This is a genomic window from Microcystis sp. LE19-131.1A (assembly GCF_027532015.1).
GTDB classification, from domain to species: Bacteria; Cyanobacteriota; Cyanobacteriia; order Cyanobacteriales; family Microcystaceae; genus Microcystis; species Microcystis ichthyoblabe_A.
In genome coordinates, this window is the sequence record NZ_JAPZSS010000194.1 from 16,748 (window position 1) to 32,050 (window position 15,303).

Consider the following 15,303-nt stretch of genomic DNA (forward strand, 5'->3'; position numbering starts at 1 on the left):
TGGAGGTGAAGGAGGGGAAAATATCTCAATATACAGTTATATGATCATATCTCAGGTTATGATGCTGGGGAGTCGGGGGTCAAGAACAAATTTAAGTTATACTTCCTCCCTAGGGATAGCTATTGTATTTACAGGAGATTTTTTCTTATATCCTAGCAATTTTCACAGCTTAACTAGGTGTCGATTGATCTCCTTAACCCCAACCAGAACGAAATCTATGAATAATCCCGAAGAATACGTTATAATCATGGCGAAAATCCTAGATTTAACCATTCCCGATCGCTATTTAAATTCTGTGGTTGAAAACTGGCAACGCTTGCAAGAAATCGCCAGTTTAGTGACAGAATTTCCCTTAGAGGATGACGGGGAAAGCGCCCTCAGCTTTGAACCATGACTATTTCTGTGTGCAATTTAGCTCGATCGATCCAAAATCGTCAAACTAGCGCCTTAGAAGTTATTAGCCAGACTCTGGCGGAGATAGAGGCAAAAAATCGCCATTTAAATTGCTTTACCGACATTTTACAGCCTAGAGCGCTCGCTCAAGCCCAAAAAATCGATCTAGCGATCGCCAATGGGGAACCCGTCGGTGTCTTAGCAGGAGTCCCCTTCGCCGTCAAAAATCTCTTTGATATCAAGGGTATTGTCACCCTTGCCGGTTCCAAAATCAATCGAGATCACCCTGCCGCCAGACAAGATGCGATCGCTATTCAAACCCTAGAAGCAGCCGGGGCAGTTTTGGTGGGGGCGACCAATATGGATGAGTACGCCTACGGTTTTGTCACCGAAAATGCCCATTATCGAGCCACTCCCAACCCCCGCGATCCTAGTCGTATATCGGGGGGATCCTCTGGCGGTTCCGCCGCTGCCGTTGCCGCTAATTTAGTGCCTCTCGCCCTCGGTTCCGATACTAATGGTTCCGTGAGGGTTCCCGCCGCTTGCTGTGGCGTGGTAGGGCTAAAACCCACCTTTGGGCGCGTATCCCGTCAGGGCCTATTTTTGTTCGTCAGTAGTTTGGATCATCCGGGATTTTTTAGCGACAATGTGGCGGATATGGCGGCTATTTGGAGTCTTTTTGCCAAAAATAACCTTAAAGCTCCTTTAAGTGGCTTAGAGGGCGTAAAAATAGCCCTTGCCGACGATTATTTTCAGCAGGGAGCCGAACTGGAAGTATTCGAGGCAGTGACAGCGATCGCTGAACGTTTAGGAGTGAGCCAAAAAATCACCATTCCCGAAACCGCCCGCGCCAGGGCAGCCGCCTATATAATTACCGCTTCCGAGGGCGCAAATTGGCATTTACCGCGTTTACAGACCAGATTAGAGGATTTTGACCCCGCAACCCGGGATCGCTTCTTGGCAGGGGCATTAATTCCCTCTAGCTGGTATTTACAGGCTCAACGTTTTCGCCGTTGGTATCGCGATCGTCTGCGAGAGATTTTCGCCGAAGTCGATATTATTCTCACCCCGACGATTCCCTGTATTGCGCCACCATTAGGAGTAGAAAAAATGATTATTGACGGGCAAGAGCTATTAATTAGACCCAATTTAGGCAGATTCACCCAACCTTTTTCTTTTATCGGTTTACCTGCCCTTTCTTTGCCGATTAAACGTCCATCCCAGCTACCTTTAGGTTTGCAAATCATCGCCGCACCCGATCGCGAAGACTTAATCCTAAGGGTAGCCAGGGTTTTAGAGGAAATGCTCATAGATATCCCGCATAAGTGAGATATTAAGGGCGCACTTAATCCTAAAATCCCTAATTTAAGGACATATAGGCAAAAAGGTCATTTTTCTAGTCTAAGTAAACAATCTATTCGTTTTTTCTTCTCTGAATGCTGACTACTGGCTCGGAGACTACTTTTCAATGGTTGATAGGGTCTTATTTTTTTGAATTTAACTCGATTTCTCGACTCATTAGAACAATTCGAGCCTATAATATAATTAGGTTCGAGTCAAGAATCAATCTTTTTATTGCCATCTATCTGCAAGGAAATCTATGAAAATTGTCATCCCGATCCTATTTTATAGCAAAGGAGGAGTAGAAAGAGTCATTATCTCTTTGATACCTAGCTTATTAGAATACGTCGAACAGATTATTATCGTCCTCCCTCGTAAGGAAATTGAATATTTTAGATCTTTAATGCCCGATTCCGATAAACTTATCTACGAAAATTTTGATTTTTATCCCCATAGTTTTGAAACAAAATTAATCTATGTTTATGGTCTTCTAGCGAATTTTTATAAAACCCTAAGACTAACTTCTATTCATCATATTTTCTCTCGTAGAATTGGACTTTTACGCATCGAAGCAAGAATTAATCAGATTATCAAGCGTTACCAAGCTGATCACTGTTTGTATGGAATGACTAATCGGATTTCTCCTCCTAATGTCAAGGTTACTTTAAGTGGCATTATTTATGATGTTTTTTGGCAATTTGCTCCCTTAACTTACTCAGAATCTTATCAAGAACCCTACAATGAAGCGTTAAAAGAATGGTTAGATCGGGCTGATCTACTGTTCACAATTTCCCAAAAAACTAAAGAAGATGTTTTAAAAATTTTTCCTAATGTTACCTATGCTAGTAAATTACAAGCTGTACTTTTAGCTGGATTTATCGAGGAGTCTAATCCCAAGAGCGATTTAGTCAAAAGTGAGCTAGTTACTTTTTATTTTCCCTCCTCTTTTGGTATCTACAAAGATCATACAACTTTGCTTAAAGCATCCATTACACTAGCGAAAAAAGGTTTAAAATTTCAAATAGTTTTTATTGGTAAAGAAACCGATAATCTAGTTAATGGAAATCTGCAATTATCTCAACAGTCCCAAACTCAAGAATACCAAGATTATCTCAAAGAATGTACCCGACTTTATCGGGAAAATCAAGAAATTTTCGAGAGTCACATCAAGGGATTAGGTTATCAAGACTATGAAACATTGCAGTTTTATTATCAAACCTGTTCCTCTGTGGTATTTCCCTCAAAATACGAAGGTTTTGGATTAGCAATAGCGGAAGCCATTTTACAAGGTATTCCCGTTATTGCTTCCGATTTGGAAGTGTTTCAAGAACAGGTAGAATTATATAATTGTCCCGAAAGAGTGCAATTCTATCCTAGGGGAGATGCGGACAGTTTAGCCAATTGTTTAGAACAATTTATCCTCAATCCAATTCCTCGCTTGTTACCCGAAGATATCCCCAATAAAATTAATTTCTGGACGTGGGAAGATGTGGCTAAAAAATATGTAGAACTACTGAAAGAAAATGCAGGTTACTGATCTCTATATCTACCCGATTAAATCCTGTCGAGGTATTCAATTATCCCAAGCTGAAGTGACTCCTAAAGGTTTACTCTGGGATCGAGAAATGATGTTAGTGGATGGTAAGGGTAAATTTATCACCCAAAGGGAATATCCGCAATTAGCCACCGTTTCTGTCACCATAACAGAGGATAACTTTTCTCTGAAAACATCTCAAGATTCCCTGACTTTTCAGCCTAATTTCACAGGAGAAAAAAGATCGGTTCAAATCTGGGAATCCCAAACCATAGCCATGGATCAAGGAGATGAAATCGCCGAATGGTTTGAGAAAATTCTCGACATTCCTTGTCGTTTAGTGCGACAATCTCCCGATTATCCACGTCCTGCGAATCCTCGCTATGCAGGGAACGATCATACTCCCGTCAGTTTTGCCGATGGTTATCCAATTCTATTAACTAATACTGCTTCTTTAGAGGACTTAAATCGGCGTTTAGTTGCACCGGTGCCGATGAATCGTTTTCGGCCTAATATTGTTATTAGTAGCGATCAAGCTTTTAGCGAAAGTAGTTGGCAAAAGATCACAATTGGAGAGATAAATTATGCCCTAGTTAAACCCTGTAGTCGCTGTATTATCACCACCACCGATCAAGAAACAGGTAGGAGAAATACCCAACAGGAACCTTTAAAAACCTTAAGCACTTTTCGCAGTTTCCCCGGGGGCATTATGTTCGGAGAAAATGTCATCCCCGAAAAGACAGGTACAATTAAAGTCGGCGATCCTATTACCGTAATCTAGAGATCTAGATATCTAGGGGGATAGGGGAATGGGGGAATTTCAACTAAAACCCTAAAACCCCAACACCCAACCCCCACAAGGTTAAGATAAATAACCATAAGAACAATACTTGACTAGAGACACTGAAACCATGCCCCTTGATACCGCATCGATTTTAGAAGTATTACGTCCCGTTCAAGATCCAGAACTGCAAAAAAGCCTAGTGGAATTGAACATGATCCGCAATGTGGCGATCGATGGCGGAAAAGTTAGCTTTACCCTAGTTTTGACCACTCCTGCCTGTCCTTTGCGCGAATTTATCGTGGAAGACTGCCAAAAAGCCGTTAAACAGCTGCCCGGGGTGGAAAGTGTCGCCGTGGAGGTAACTGCCGAAACCCCGCAACAAAAAGCTTTACCCGATCGCCAAGGCGTGGAGGGGGTTAAAAATATTATCGCCGTTTCCAGTGGTAAGGGCGGTGTGGGAAAAAGTACCGTGGCTGTCAATATCGCCGTCGCCTTGGCTCATTTAGGGGCAAAAGTGGGGCTATTAGACGCGGACATCTACGGCCCCAACGCCCCGACAATGTTGGGCTTAAATGACGCACAAGTGACGGTACAGGGCGCAAATGGCGAGATATTGGAACCCGCTTTTAACCATGGCATCAAAATGGTTTCCATGGGCTTTTTGATCAACCCCGATCAACCGGTAATCTGGCGCGGTCCGATGTTAAACGGCATTATCCGTCAGTTTCTCTATCAAGTCAACTGGGGCGATTTAGACTATTTAATCGTCGATATGCCTCCCGGTACCGGGGATGCACAATTAACTTTAATTCAATCGGTCCCCCTAGCCGGTGCGGTGATTGTCACCACTCCCCAGACGGTTTCTTTAATTGATGCTCGCCGGGGTTTAAAAATGTTCCAACAGCTAGGGGCGCGGGTTTTGGGTATCGTGGAAAATATGAGTTATTTTATCCCTCCCGATCAGCCCGATCGCTCCTATGATCTATTTGGGTCCGGTGGTGGGGAAAAAACCTCGCAAGAATTGGGCATTCCTTTACTGGGATGTGTACCTCTGGAGATATCCCTACGGGAGGGCGGTGATACTGGTGTACCAGTAGTTTTAGGGCAACCAGAATCGGCCTCAGCTAAAGCCCTGATAGCGATCGCTCGTCAGGTGGCGGCGAAAGTATCCGTGGCAGCCTATAGTTAGGGTTTGCGGCAAAAAGTTTTCCCTAGGGGCAGGGTGTGGGGTGTAGGGTGTAGGGTTTTACCCATTTTCAGGGAAAAAGTCCCTAAATTTTCCCCCCGATCACTCCAAGGGCCGGTACTTTTGGATTTCAAAAAGGTCTAAAAGTATTATCGAACAATGTTTTTAGATTTATTGAGCAAACCCTAGTTAGTTAGTAAATTTGGGGAGAGAAATGGTGAGAAGACAGTCCCTTATTAGTAGGAAACTACGCGGTTTTAGTGAGCAGTTTAGCTTCATTTTCCGGGATCTAGCCCAAATGGATCGGCTTTTGTTCGTTTTGGTGACGGGTTTAACCGTTTTCGGTGGTTTAATGATTCGTAGTGCCGAAAGACATACCACTGCTCTCGATTGGTGGCAACACTGGTTATTCGGATGCGTGGGAGTGGCGATCGCTTTATTTCTGGCCCGTTGTCGTTACGAAAGTCTGCTCAAATGGCACTGGTTAACCTATCTTCTCACCAATCTCTCCCTAATCGCGGTAATTATCCTAGGCGTGACGGCGAATGGGGCGCAAAGTTGGATTAATATCGGCAGTTTTAACGTGCAACCGTCGGAATTTGCCAAGGTAGGTTTAATTATCACCCTAGCAGCCCTCCTACATCATCGTCCCGCCGATAATCTTTTTGCGATCGCTCGTGTCTTTGCCGTCACTGCCATCCCTTGGGTGTTAATTATGGCGCAGCCGGACCTGGGGACAGGATTAGTCTTTGGGGCAATTACCCTAGGCATGATTTACTGGGCTAATGCGAAACTGCCTTGGATGATTATCCTGTTATCTCCCATCGCATCGGTTTTTCTGTTTAATTTACTTTTTCCTGCTTGGATTGTTTTAGCAATTATCATCGCTGTGCTTGCTTGGTTTACCCTTCCCTACCGTTTTTTATCTACTTTCATCGTGGTGGCAACTAATCTGGCAGTGGGTAAATTAGGCGAGGTTTTTTGGGGTTTATTAAAAGAATATCAAAAAGATCGTTTAACCCTATTTCTTGACCCAGAAAAGAATCCTTTGGGGGGAGGTTATCAATTAATTCAATCCCGCATTGCCATCGGATCCGGAGAATTATTAGGACGGGGATTACACCAAGGCACCCAAACCCAATTAAATTTTATTCCCGAACAACACACCGATTTTATCTTCTCGGTAGTCGGGGAAGAACTCGGTTTTGTTGGCAGTATTTTGGTTTTAATAGCTTTCTGGTTAGTTTGTTGGCGTTTGTTAGTCATTGCTAATACTGCTAAAGAAAACTTTGGTTCTTTAATAGCGATCGGTGTTCTCTCGATGATCGCTTTTCAGGCAATTCTTAATATTAGCATGACCGTGGGATTAGCCCCGATTACAGGGATTCCTCTACCTTGGTTAAGTTATGGACGTTCATCTTTATTAACCAATTTTATCGCCTTGGGTTTAGTGGAATCCGTGGCTAATTATCGCCCCCGTAAGCGTTTGTACTAAGTAGTTGTACAGATATCAGTTATCAGTGATCAGTTATCAGTGATCAGTTATCAGATTTGAGTTTTAAGTGTGGAGTATTAAATCCCACTTTCCGCACTTCTTAACATTCAATTGATGATTTTTACTAATATATTCCTTCCAAACCCTTGCCAGTAAGAATTATAACTACAATGATGGATTTTGATCAAGGTGAAGAATTGTAAATTTTTTTCTCAGAAAAAATCAATTATTGAAAATGTTCTCAATAGTAGTTTCTACAATCAAGGTTTTTCGTTAAAACATCTTGGGGAATGTAAAAATATATAAAAGTATATGAAGATTGAAGATGTGCTGAATGTCGGATTTAGCGGAAATTTTTCTTAAATTTTTCTTAAGTGCTTGACATTTGCCAGATTAGTGCTTATGATGTTTTATGTCACCCAAATAAAAGCAAATTATTTGCACAATCCCGATTCTGAAAGCCATGCACAGCAAAGCTTTTAGGGGTAAGTACAGGTGGTTGTTTTTATCTGAGTGATTAAACTTGTTCACTCAAAATTACCAGAGGAATAACAATGGCATATCCCAACGATCAACAAGGTAAAGCACATCCTTTCTTTGCTCGTTTCTTGTCCGTAAGCAAAGAGGAATCTTCCATCAAGTCTCCTGAGGAAGGACGTCAAACACTCAAATACCCTTCTGACTGGGAAGAGCTTTAAACTCAGGTTACATGAGTAATTGCAGCACTTTTCTTGATTACACCGTACAGACAAAAAGCTAAAGGAGCCACTAATCAAGGCTTGCAGCCAAAAAAACTGCACGTTGAGATCCTGAGAAGTGCTGTCAACTAAATTTAGTAATTACTCAAGAAAAAAACAAATACTGCAATTAGTTAAGCAAAAGCAAGACTTTTTGCAGTATTTTATTGAGATTCCGATCAATAAAAATTAACCCAAAAGCCTTAAAATGTGTTAACCTACAGGAATTTCCCACTGATATGAAAGAATCGCCTAAAGTTGTTTTATTGTTGACCCATAGCGGCGATTTTTTCACCATTGACCGCGTGGCTGAGGCGATAGAAAAAAAAGGAGCCACACCTTTTCGCTTAGATACTGATAAATTTCCCTTAGAGGTTCAATTAGCAGCCCAATTTAATGGTAAAAAAAGTTTTTATCAATTAACCTATAACCATCAATCTATTGATAGTGAACAGGTGCAATCTGTTTGGACAAGACGTATGTGGCAACCTGAAATAACAGCGGATTTAGATCCTCAGTTTCGGGAGGCTTGTGTGCGAGAATCCCAGACGACTTTGGCTGGTTTTTGGGATAGTTTAAGGTCAGCGCGTTGGTTAGATAATTTAGCTAAAATTGAGAGGGCTAAAAATAAGTTATTACAACTTCGTTTGGCCTCAGAAGTTGGCTTAATTATTCCCCCTACCTTAGTTACCAATAATCCTGATGCTGCCCGGGAGTTTTTTTCCCAGGTTCAGGGACGAATGGTGAGTAAATTGTTAACTGCGATCGCCCACAGCATGGAATCGCCGGAATTTTTTCTTTATACCAGTAGGGTGAAAGCAGAAGACCTTGAGGAAGCGGAATCTTTACGCTATTGTCCTATGGTTTTTCAAGCGGAAATTCCCAAACAATTAGAATTGAGAGTTGTCGTGGTTAATGGACAGACATTTGTGGGAGCTTTAGAATCTTCTCAGTATAATCATTCAACCGTAGATTGGCGAAGACCGGGTATTGATCCAGGTGCTTGGCAACATCATACTTTACCCGATTCACTATTGCAGCAACTTCAGATTTTTATGGCTAATTTAGGGTTGAATTTTGGGGCGTTTGATTTTATCTTAACTCCTGGGGGTGAATACGTTTTTTTAGAAGTTAATCCGGGTGGTGAGTGGGGAATGTTAGAACGGGATTTAGATTTACCTATTTCTCAGGCGATCGCCGATTTTTTAGTATGCTAAAAATCAAACCAAAACCTAATCAGGATTTTGAGGATTTTAGGATTATCAAGATTCTCAATCCAAAATCTAATCAGGATTCTCAATCCAAAATCATCAAGGAGATTTATGACCGTTTTACTTGTTACTTTTAGCCACGATAATGAAAGTATTCCTCTGGTAATCAAAGCCATAGAAACGATGGGTAAAAAAGCCTTCCGTTTTGATACTGATCGCTTCCCTACAGAGGTGAAAGTTGATCTTTACTCAGGCGGTCAAAAAGGCGGAATTATTACCGATGGAGAACAAAAATTAGAGCTAAAAGAAGTTTCTTCTGTTTGGTATCGACGCATGAGATACGGACTAAAATTACCCGATGGGATGGATAGTCAATTTCGCGAAGCTTCTCTTAAGGAATGTCGGTTAAGTATTCGAGGAATGATTGCTAGTTTATCTGGCTTTCATCTTGACCCAATTGCTAAGGTAGATCATGCCAATCATAAACAATTGCAGTTACAAGTGGCGCAACAATTAGGTTTATTAATTCCGGGGACTTTAACTTCTAATAATCCTGAAGCTGTCAAGCAATTTGCTCAGGAGTTTGAAGCAACAGGAATTGTGACTAAAATGCTTTCTCAATTTGCTATTTATGGAGACAAGCAAGAGGAAATGGTTGTTTTTACCAGTCCTGTTACTAAGGAAGACCTAGATAATTTGGAAGGTTTGCAATTTTGTCCCATGACTTTTCAGGAAAACATTCCTAAAGCTTTGGAATTACGCATCACTATCGTCGGTGAACAAATATTTACGGCGGCGATTAATTCCCAACAATTAGACGGTGCTATCTACGATTGGCGAAAAGAGGGAAGAGCGCTCCATCAACAATGGCAACCCTACGATTTACCGAAAACTATTGAAAAGCAACTACTAGAATTAATGAAATATTTCGGTCTTAATTATGGTGCAATTGATATGATTGTCACACCAGATGAACGTTATATCTTTTTAGAAATTAATCCCGTTGGCGAGTTTTTCTGGCTAGAACTTTATCCTCCTTATTTTCCCATCTCCCAGGCGATCGCTGAAGTCCTCGTCAACTCATAAACCAACAAATACAGAGCCAGAGTATTTTATCGCATCGACGAGGCTCTGACTCCAGATTTCCCCCCCGACTACTGACTTGAAAGAGGGTGTAGGGTGTGGGGTGTGGGGTGTAGGGTGTGGGAAGTGGGGAAGTGGGGAGTTTTCTCAGTGAACTGATAACTGATAACTGATAACTGACTCCTAACCCCACCAACAAACTTTTTCAGCAAACCCTACTTAATTTCCAGACCAAGACTTTCTCTCGTGCTTCTATCAGATCCATGCCTATTTTTTCTAAAACTCGCTTTGAAGCTATATTATCGGGAGCGCAGCCAGCGGTCACTGTTTGCATACCAGGTTGAGAAAGTGTCCAGTCCATCATTGCTTTTGTCGCCTCGGATGCGTAGCCTTGTCGTCGATATAACGGCGCTACTTGATAGCCAATTTCTACAGCATCTGTGGGTAAACCTGTGACATCAGGAATAATTTTGATCATCACATGACCAATAAGGGTATTTTCTGTTTGATGAATAATTAAACTCCCCCATCCCCATTCATTTTGTAAGGGGAATTGCAGCAAAATATTCGCAATATCAGGGAAAGCTTGAATCAATTCTTGTTCGGCCCAGTCAGCTGCAACTTTTATCCCCAAAATTGTTGCTAATTCATCGATACCTATAATTGCGGCCTTGAGAAGTTCAAGCTTTAAGGGGACTAAATATAATCGTTCCGTCACCAGTTTTTCCAGTGCTTTCATTTGATAAAATTCCTATACCAGTTATCAGTTATCAGTTATCAGTTAGTAGCTTGTTAATCAACTTACCCAGCAAAAACCTGATTCTCTAGTTCTCCTGAGAGGGGAAAGTCTGAATACTCTGTCTCAATTTCAATCTGTTTGTCACCCCATTAGCTATATTCTCACCCATTTTAAGGTTTTTGGGTCTTTATCGTAACGATAATTAAAACCATCTTTGGCAGTAATAATTTTACCTAAACTGGCACGACTCCGGACGTTACTTAAAGAATAATCAGTTAGGGACTGCATTTGTTGATGGGACAAACCTTCGGCTATTTCAGAAACTCCGGCAATTTCCGCATCATGCTCAGTTTTAACCTCAGACAAAGTCTCTATTTTTACCGCCGAAAAATTTTCTGATTTTTTTGACATCATCACTAGGTTATTCACTTTTTTGCGCTGATAATCTTCTACAGTTGACAGCTGCCAATGGGAATTTTCTGTTAACTCTAAGACCCATCGATGATAATTAAATAAACTTTCCCGATGACCAACACTAATAAAGGTGGTTTCACTTTCCTGTAATTGCTGATATAAGCTGGCTTCATTGGCCAAATCTAAAGCGCTGGTTGCTTCATCTAAGATAGTAAAGGTAGGTTTAGTGATTAATAGTCGAGCAAAAGCTAATCTTTGTTGTTCTCCGAGGGATAAAATCTGTTCCCAATTGACTTGTTTATCTAAGGTATTTTTGTCAGTTAATAAATGTTGCAGGTTGACTTTTTTTAAGATGTTTTCTAATTCTTCATCGCTCACCTGCTCATTGGTATGGGGATAAAGTAATTGCTGGCGTAAAGTGCCAAGGATAATATAAGGACGTTGGGGTAAAAATAACATTTTAGCTAAAGGAGGACGAACTAAACGACCACTACCTGCTTTCCATAAACCGGCGATTGCTCGTAACAAGGAACTTTTTCCTCGACCACTGGGGCCAATAATCAGTAAGCTTTCTCCCAAAGGGACAGAAACCGATAAATTTTCCACAATTACCTTTTCATAATCGGGAGTTTGTAGGGTAAAATTTTCAAAAGCTAGACGATTATCTTCCAGGGTGATAATACGACTTAAGTTTTTCGGCTCTTCACTGGCAACTTTTAAGGCATCTGTCAAGGTAGCTAACCGTTCAATATAACTTGAAACTTTACCCGATGTTCCCCATTCAGTAATTAATTGTCCCAAGGCATTAGAAAAAAGGAAACAGCATAAACTCGCTTGACTAATTTCCCCATAATCGATTTCGTTTTTAATAAACATCGGGGTCAAAATAAACATTGAAAATACACTAATCGCTGACTGATAACCTCGATTAAAAAGATTATTAAACCGTTCCCAATTGATCAGGTTTTCCGAGCTTTGAATAACCCGTTCAAAACGGCTTTCAATGATTTTTTCTTCCTGCTCTTCTCCCTGAAAAAAAGCAATTGATTCGGCGTGGTTACGCACATGGGTTAAAGCATAATTATAATCAGCTTTATTATTAAGCTCCGATTGATTAATTTTGTTTAATTCTTGAGTTAGATAAATTGCTATTAAATTTCCTGCGATCGTATAAATTATTAGATAAACCGCAATTTGTGGGGAAATTGTCCAAAGAATGATCGCAAAAGTAATCATTTGTAACCCTTCTTCCATGAAGGTGATTAATAACCTTAGGGTCATGGTCGTAATTGGTTCAATTTCTTGAGATAATCTTTGATCGGGATTTTTTAAAGCTGAGGTAAAATCAATGTTATAATAAGCGCGATCATTGAGATATTTTTTAACGGTTTGTTTGGTTAACCACTTATACCAATCCAATGCCACTTGACGACGAATAAATTGAGAAAAAGCAAATAACCCCGTTGTTCCTATAATCAACAAACTGGATAACCAAAGCGTATTTAGATATTTAGAAAGATCTCTATCTTCAATAATAATATCGAGTACATAACGATTCCAGTAGCTACTAAAAGCTTCTACCCCGACTGTTGCCAAGATACTTAAAAGGATCAAAGCTGACATTCCCCAAGAAATGATCACATCTCCAAAGGCACGTCCATTTAACTCCGTTGGATACCAATAGGGTTGAGCGACAATTTTTAGGCTTTCCCAAAATTGACCAAATAGTGAAAAGGGATTCTTGGAGGACTGGTCGGACACCACAGGGTTTTCCGTTGCTTGTTTAGTAGTATATTGGGGCATCTACATCCAATTGGTGGTTCTTTTACTGTTCTCTTGACAACTCGCTATCATATTGTAGCGGCAGAATTACCTCTTGTTGTCTTTTGTTGACATTTTTATCTAGAAGATGAAAGCCAGCTATGGTCAGAAAGCTCTGACATAACTAAGAACTACTTGACCCACTTTTGTTACTGTGGCAGTCTAGATGCTGTTTACTGATCACTGAAAAACCCCCATCTCTCAATCTCCGTGATCCTCAAAATGATTAGCTAGTAGGAATTTTTGACTGGCATTCAACTCTTGCCAAAGCTGGTTAATTTTCTCGTAAGCTTCCGTGGAGGTAAGCTTTCCCCCACTGTGTAAACCAGCGATAAAAGAGACTCTCAGGGCGAATTCCTGCAAATTAGCGTTAAAAACTAAATTTTGTGGCGTGAATAAACCCCTGTAGCTGGTTTTAGGGTAGAGAAAGTTATCTTTAGAATTGAATTTTTCCATTGTGACCGACCCCCCAGTATAGGATACCTACATTATTATATATTTAACCTTTTGTTAATCCAAGCTTAACCTAAGAATTTAAACCTGTCTCTAGATTCTTCAGAGAGTAGCTGCTGAACTTGATTAGCTGCCGCTATCCCAGAAGTTAAGGCCGTTTCTAGGGAAGAATTTCTCGATAAATCTCCTCCTTGACACCAATCACCACAGGCAACTAGAGGTAAAGGACTATTAACACTTAAACAGGGTACAGCTAAACCCTGACGGACTAAAGCATAACGCCAACGGTGCAGCTGAGACCAATCGGGGAGAGGCAAAGAAGCACGAGAGAGCAAATCTAGCTTAACTGCTTCTAAATCCTCGCTATCGAGATATTTAACCGCAAAATCGGCACTACTATGCACAACAAAGACATAATCAGGGGATGATTGCCGTTTACTGCTATCAAGTCCTAACCAAGCGATATCGGTGGAGGGAGCAACTGCGGGTAAAGAATCGCCATAACCCGCCATTACCGTTAAACAGGGATCGTAAACGATTGATCGCAATTCTGGCATAGTAGTTATACAAGAGTTTTCTAACAATAACGCCGCTTGCGGGGCGGGAATAGCCAGGACAATCGCCGAAAACTCCCCCCGAATTTGACCGTTATTGTTTAAAACCCATTTTCCTTGACGATTTTCCAGACGAGTAACCAGAAAATCTCGTTCAATTTCTAACCCTTGAGCTAAAAATTTCGCCACGCTATTCATGCCAGAAGGAGCAACATAGCTAGAATCAAACCAAGAAGTAACTATATTCTCTCTCAGTAGATTATCAATTAAAGCCGCCGTTTTTTCGCCCTGAATAGTCAAAAAAGGCAAGCCATGATCCACAGCCATCTCTTGATTAGCTCGATTAACCCGTCGCGTGGCTAAACGACCACCAATGCCTCTAGACTTATCAAATAGCTTAACAGTATAACCTCGATCGCACAACTGACGAGCGCAGGTTAACCCGGCTAAACCCGCACCAATGATCCCAACCTTAATCGAAAAATTTGTCACTAGCCTTCCTAACCCCGTCAACCCTTGAGTTAATATTAGTATTAATCAGCACTAGCGAAACTGATTTGATTATTGGGGCTGAGGAGGAGAAACCACATTGGACGAACTACGCACAGCTTTGGAGTTAGCCACCGAGGAGGAACTACAGCAAATCACTAACATCCTCTTTTGCCGTCGTTTTAACCCTCTCGATTATCTACGAGCGCCGGACGCAATCGCCGTTCAAAGTCAAGATTGGGAAAGTTGGTTAGATAGCGTCGAGGATCGTTTTCGTTACTTGGCTGCCGATGGTGTGACAGTATTAAAAGGTCAAACCGAAAAAGTTAGTTATCGTCAAATTCTCGTCCGTGTCTGTCATTTCCTCAAGGTTCCCTACTCCCAAAAAATGCCGACAACGGAAATTGAAGCGGAAATCTATCTTCACCTCGTTAACAAAGCTTGGAAACGTCTCCCCCCATCGGAACAAAAATCCCTCTCGATTCAAATTCAAAAAGCACTCGCGGATTCCCACACTCCCCAACCCTTACCGGTTCACCTACAACACAATACCCTCGATATAGTCCTCAAAGGCGGCAGCGTCATCGCCATTAATTCTATCCTGAAACCGATTCTGCTCAAACATATCGCCTGGCAGTTCGCTCTCCATTTTGCCCGCTATCAAGGGGCAAAAACTGCCCTAGTCCAGGGTGGGACAATTGTTAATCAAATCGCCCTACAAACGGCTAAACAGGGCATGACTAGAGCGGCAGCCCGCTACGGAGCCGTCAGAACCGTGTTAAGTTTGGTAGGACCGGCTCTATGGGGTTGGTTTATTGCTGATCTCGGTTGGAAGGCGATCGCCACCGATTACGGCCGGATTATCCCGACTATTTTTGCCCTTGCCCAAATTCGTCTGACTCGTGAGGATTGTTGGCAACCTGCCTAGCTTGACATCCTCGCCGCCCTAAAAGTGCGGCGATTCCTAAACCTCACGATTTAAGTTTCTGCTTCCACCACCGTCGCATACCACAGTTAAAAAACCATGTACTGTCTTACACAGAGTCCACAGACTTTCGCCCCATTTCAG

General features: G+C 41.6%; 14 protein-coding genes. 10 read left to right on the plus strand and 4 right to left on the minus strand.

All coding sequences use genetic code 11. The features are described from left to right. Positions 1–217: 217 nt before the first annotated feature. The 9 genes from O9323_RS14720 to O9323_RS14760 all read left to right on the plus strand — a co-directional run bounded on the left by O9323_RS14720 (position 218) and on the right by O9323_RS14760 (position 9,767). Positions 218–394, plus strand: a complete 177-nt coding sequence (locus O9323_RS14720) for a DUF4089 domain-containing protein (RefSeq protein WP_002740449.1) — start codon at positions 218–220, stop codon at positions 392–394. Next, positions 391–1,722 carry an AtzE family amidohydrolase gene (locus O9323_RS14725; protein WP_288125346.1) on the plus strand — a complete coding sequence of 444 codons (1,332 nt, stop codon included), beginning with the start codon at positions 391–393 and terminating at the stop codon, positions 1,720–1,722. Before O9323_RS14720 ends, O9323_RS14725 begins: the two co-directional genes overlap by 4 nt. Positions 1,723–1,993: 271 nt before the next feature. Continuing rightward, positions 1,994–3,271: a glycosyltransferase gene (locus O9323_RS14730; RefSeq protein WP_149106681.1), complete on the plus strand. Its 1,278-nt coding sequence runs from the start codon at positions 1,994–1,996 to the stop codon at positions 3,269–3,271. Continuing rightward, positions 3,258–4,049, plus strand: a complete 792-nt coding sequence (locus O9323_RS14735) for an MOSC domain-containing protein (RefSeq protein ID WP_288125348.1) — start codon at positions 3,258–3,260, stop codon at positions 4,047–4,049. Before O9323_RS14730 ends, O9323_RS14735 begins: the two co-directional genes overlap by 14 nt. A 130-nt stretch (positions 4,050–4,179) precedes the next feature. Further along, complete coding sequence (locus tag O9323_RS14740; RefSeq protein ID WP_002796707.1) at positions 4,180–5,241, plus strand: Mrp/NBP35 family ATP-binding protein; 1,062 nt, start codon at positions 4,180–4,182, stop codon at positions 5,239–5,241. 211 nt (positions 5,242–5,452) lie between these two features. Continuing rightward, positions 5,453–6,733, plus strand: coding sequence for a rod shape-determining protein RodA (gene rodA, locus O9323_RS14745; RefSeq protein WP_288125349.1), 1,281 nt, complete (start codon positions 5,453–5,455; stop codon positions 6,731–6,733). 554 nt (positions 6,734–7,287) lie between these two features. Beyond that, the gene (locus tag O9323_RS14750; protein WP_288125350.1) at positions 7,288–7,431 is read left to right on the plus strand and encodes a microviridin/marinostatin family tricyclic proteinase inhibitor; all 144 of its coding nucleotides are present in this window, start codon (positions 7,288–7,290) and stop codon (positions 7,429–7,431) included. 278 nt (positions 7,432–7,709) lie between these two features. Further along, positions 7,710–8,687, plus strand: coding sequence for an MvdC family ATP-grasp ribosomal peptide maturase (locus O9323_RS14755; RefSeq protein WP_149106679.1), 978 nt, complete (start codon positions 7,710–7,712; stop codon positions 8,685–8,687). Positions 8,688–8,792: 105 nt separating this feature from the next. Next, the gene (locus O9323_RS14760; protein WP_288125351.1) at positions 8,793–9,767 is read left to right on the plus strand and encodes an MvdD family ATP-grasp ribosomal peptide maturase; all 975 of its coding nucleotides are present in this window, start codon (positions 8,793–8,795) and stop codon (positions 9,765–9,767) included. A gap of 202 nt (positions 9,768–9,969) precedes the next feature. Here the strand turns inward: O9323_RS14760 and O9323_RS14765 are convergent, their stop codons facing one another. The 4 genes from O9323_RS14765 to O9323_RS14780 form a co-directional block, all read right to left on the minus strand. Then, complete coding sequence (locus O9323_RS14765) at positions 9,970–10,503, minus strand: GNAT family N-acetyltransferase (RefSeq protein ID WP_016517284.1); 534 nt, start codon at positions 10,501–10,503, stop codon at positions 9,970–9,972. Between the two features lie 153 nt (positions 10,504–10,656). Further along, positions 10,657–12,720, minus strand: a complete 2,064-nt coding sequence (locus O9323_RS14770) for an ABC transporter ATP-binding protein/permease (RefSeq protein WP_288125352.1) — start codon at positions 12,718–12,720, stop codon at positions 10,657–10,659. A 219-nt stretch (positions 12,721–12,939) separates the two neighbouring features. After that, on the minus strand, positions 12,940–13,194 hold the full coding sequence (locus O9323_RS14775; protein WP_004158192.1) for a DUF7219 family protein: 255 nt from the start codon (positions 13,192–13,194) through the stop codon (positions 12,940–12,942). Between the two features lie 65 nt (positions 13,195–13,259). Beyond that, positions 13,260–14,237: an NAD(P)/FAD-dependent oxidoreductase gene (locus O9323_RS14780; protein ID WP_288125353.1), complete on the minus strand. Its 978-nt coding sequence runs from the start codon at positions 14,235–14,237 to the stop codon at positions 13,260–13,262. A gap of 97 nt (positions 14,238–14,334) precedes the next feature. On the opposite strand from O9323_RS14780, the gene O9323_RS14785 reads away from it, so the two are divergent. Continuing rightward, complete coding sequence (locus tag O9323_RS14785; protein WP_288125354.1) at positions 14,335–15,162, plus strand: YaaW family protein; 828 nt, start codon at positions 14,335–14,337, stop codon at positions 15,160–15,162. The last annotated feature ends 141 nt before the right edge of the window (positions 15,163–15,303 follow it).

Excerpts from the sequence above, each read along its gene's own strand:
- O9323_RS14740 (WP_002796707.1), top strand. The coding sequence starts at position 4,180 with ATGCCCCTTGATACCGCATCGATTTTAGAAGTATTACGTCCCGTTCAA.
- O9323_RS14750 (WP_288125350.1), top strand. The coding sequence starts at position 7,288 with ATGGCATATCCCAACGATCAACAAGGTAAAGCACATCCTTTCTTTGCT.
- O9323_RS14765 (WP_016517284.1), bottom strand. The coding sequence starts at position 10,503 with ATGAAAGCACTGGAAAAACTGGTGACGGAACGATTATATTTAGTCCCC.
- O9323_RS14755 (WP_149106679.1), top strand. The coding sequence starts at position 7,710 with ATGAAAGAATCGCCTAAAGTTGTTTTATTGTTGACCCATAGCGGCGAT.
- O9323_RS14775 (WP_004158192.1), bottom strand. The coding sequence starts at position 13,194 with ATGGAAAAATTCAATTCTAAAGATAACTTTCTCTACCCTAAAACCAGC.
- O9323_RS14725 (WP_288125346.1), top strand. The coding sequence starts at position 391 with ATGACTATTTCTGTGTGCAATTTAGCTCGATCGATCCAAAATCGTCAA.
- rodA (WP_288125349.1), top strand. The coding sequence starts at position 5,453 with ATGGTGAGAAGACAGTCCCTTATTAGTAGGAAACTACGCGGTTTTAGT.
- O9323_RS14760 (WP_288125351.1), top strand. The coding sequence starts at position 8,793 with ATGACCGTTTTACTTGTTACTTTTAGCCACGATAATGAAAGTATTCCT.
- O9323_RS14770 (WP_288125352.1), bottom strand. The coding sequence starts at position 12,720 with ATGCCCCAATATACTACTAAACAAGCAACGGAAAACCCTGTGGTGTCC.
- O9323_RS14730 (WP_149106681.1), top strand. The coding sequence starts at position 1,994 with ATGAAAATTGTCATCCCGATCCTATTTTATAGCAAAGGAGGAGTAGAA.
- O9323_RS14735 (WP_288125348.1), top strand. The coding sequence starts at position 3,258 with ATGCAGGTTACTGATCTCTATATCTACCCGATTAAATCCTGTCGAGGT.
- O9323_RS14720 (WP_002740449.1), top strand. The coding sequence starts at position 218 with ATGAATAATCCCGAAGAATACGTTATAATCATGGCGAAAATCCTAGAT.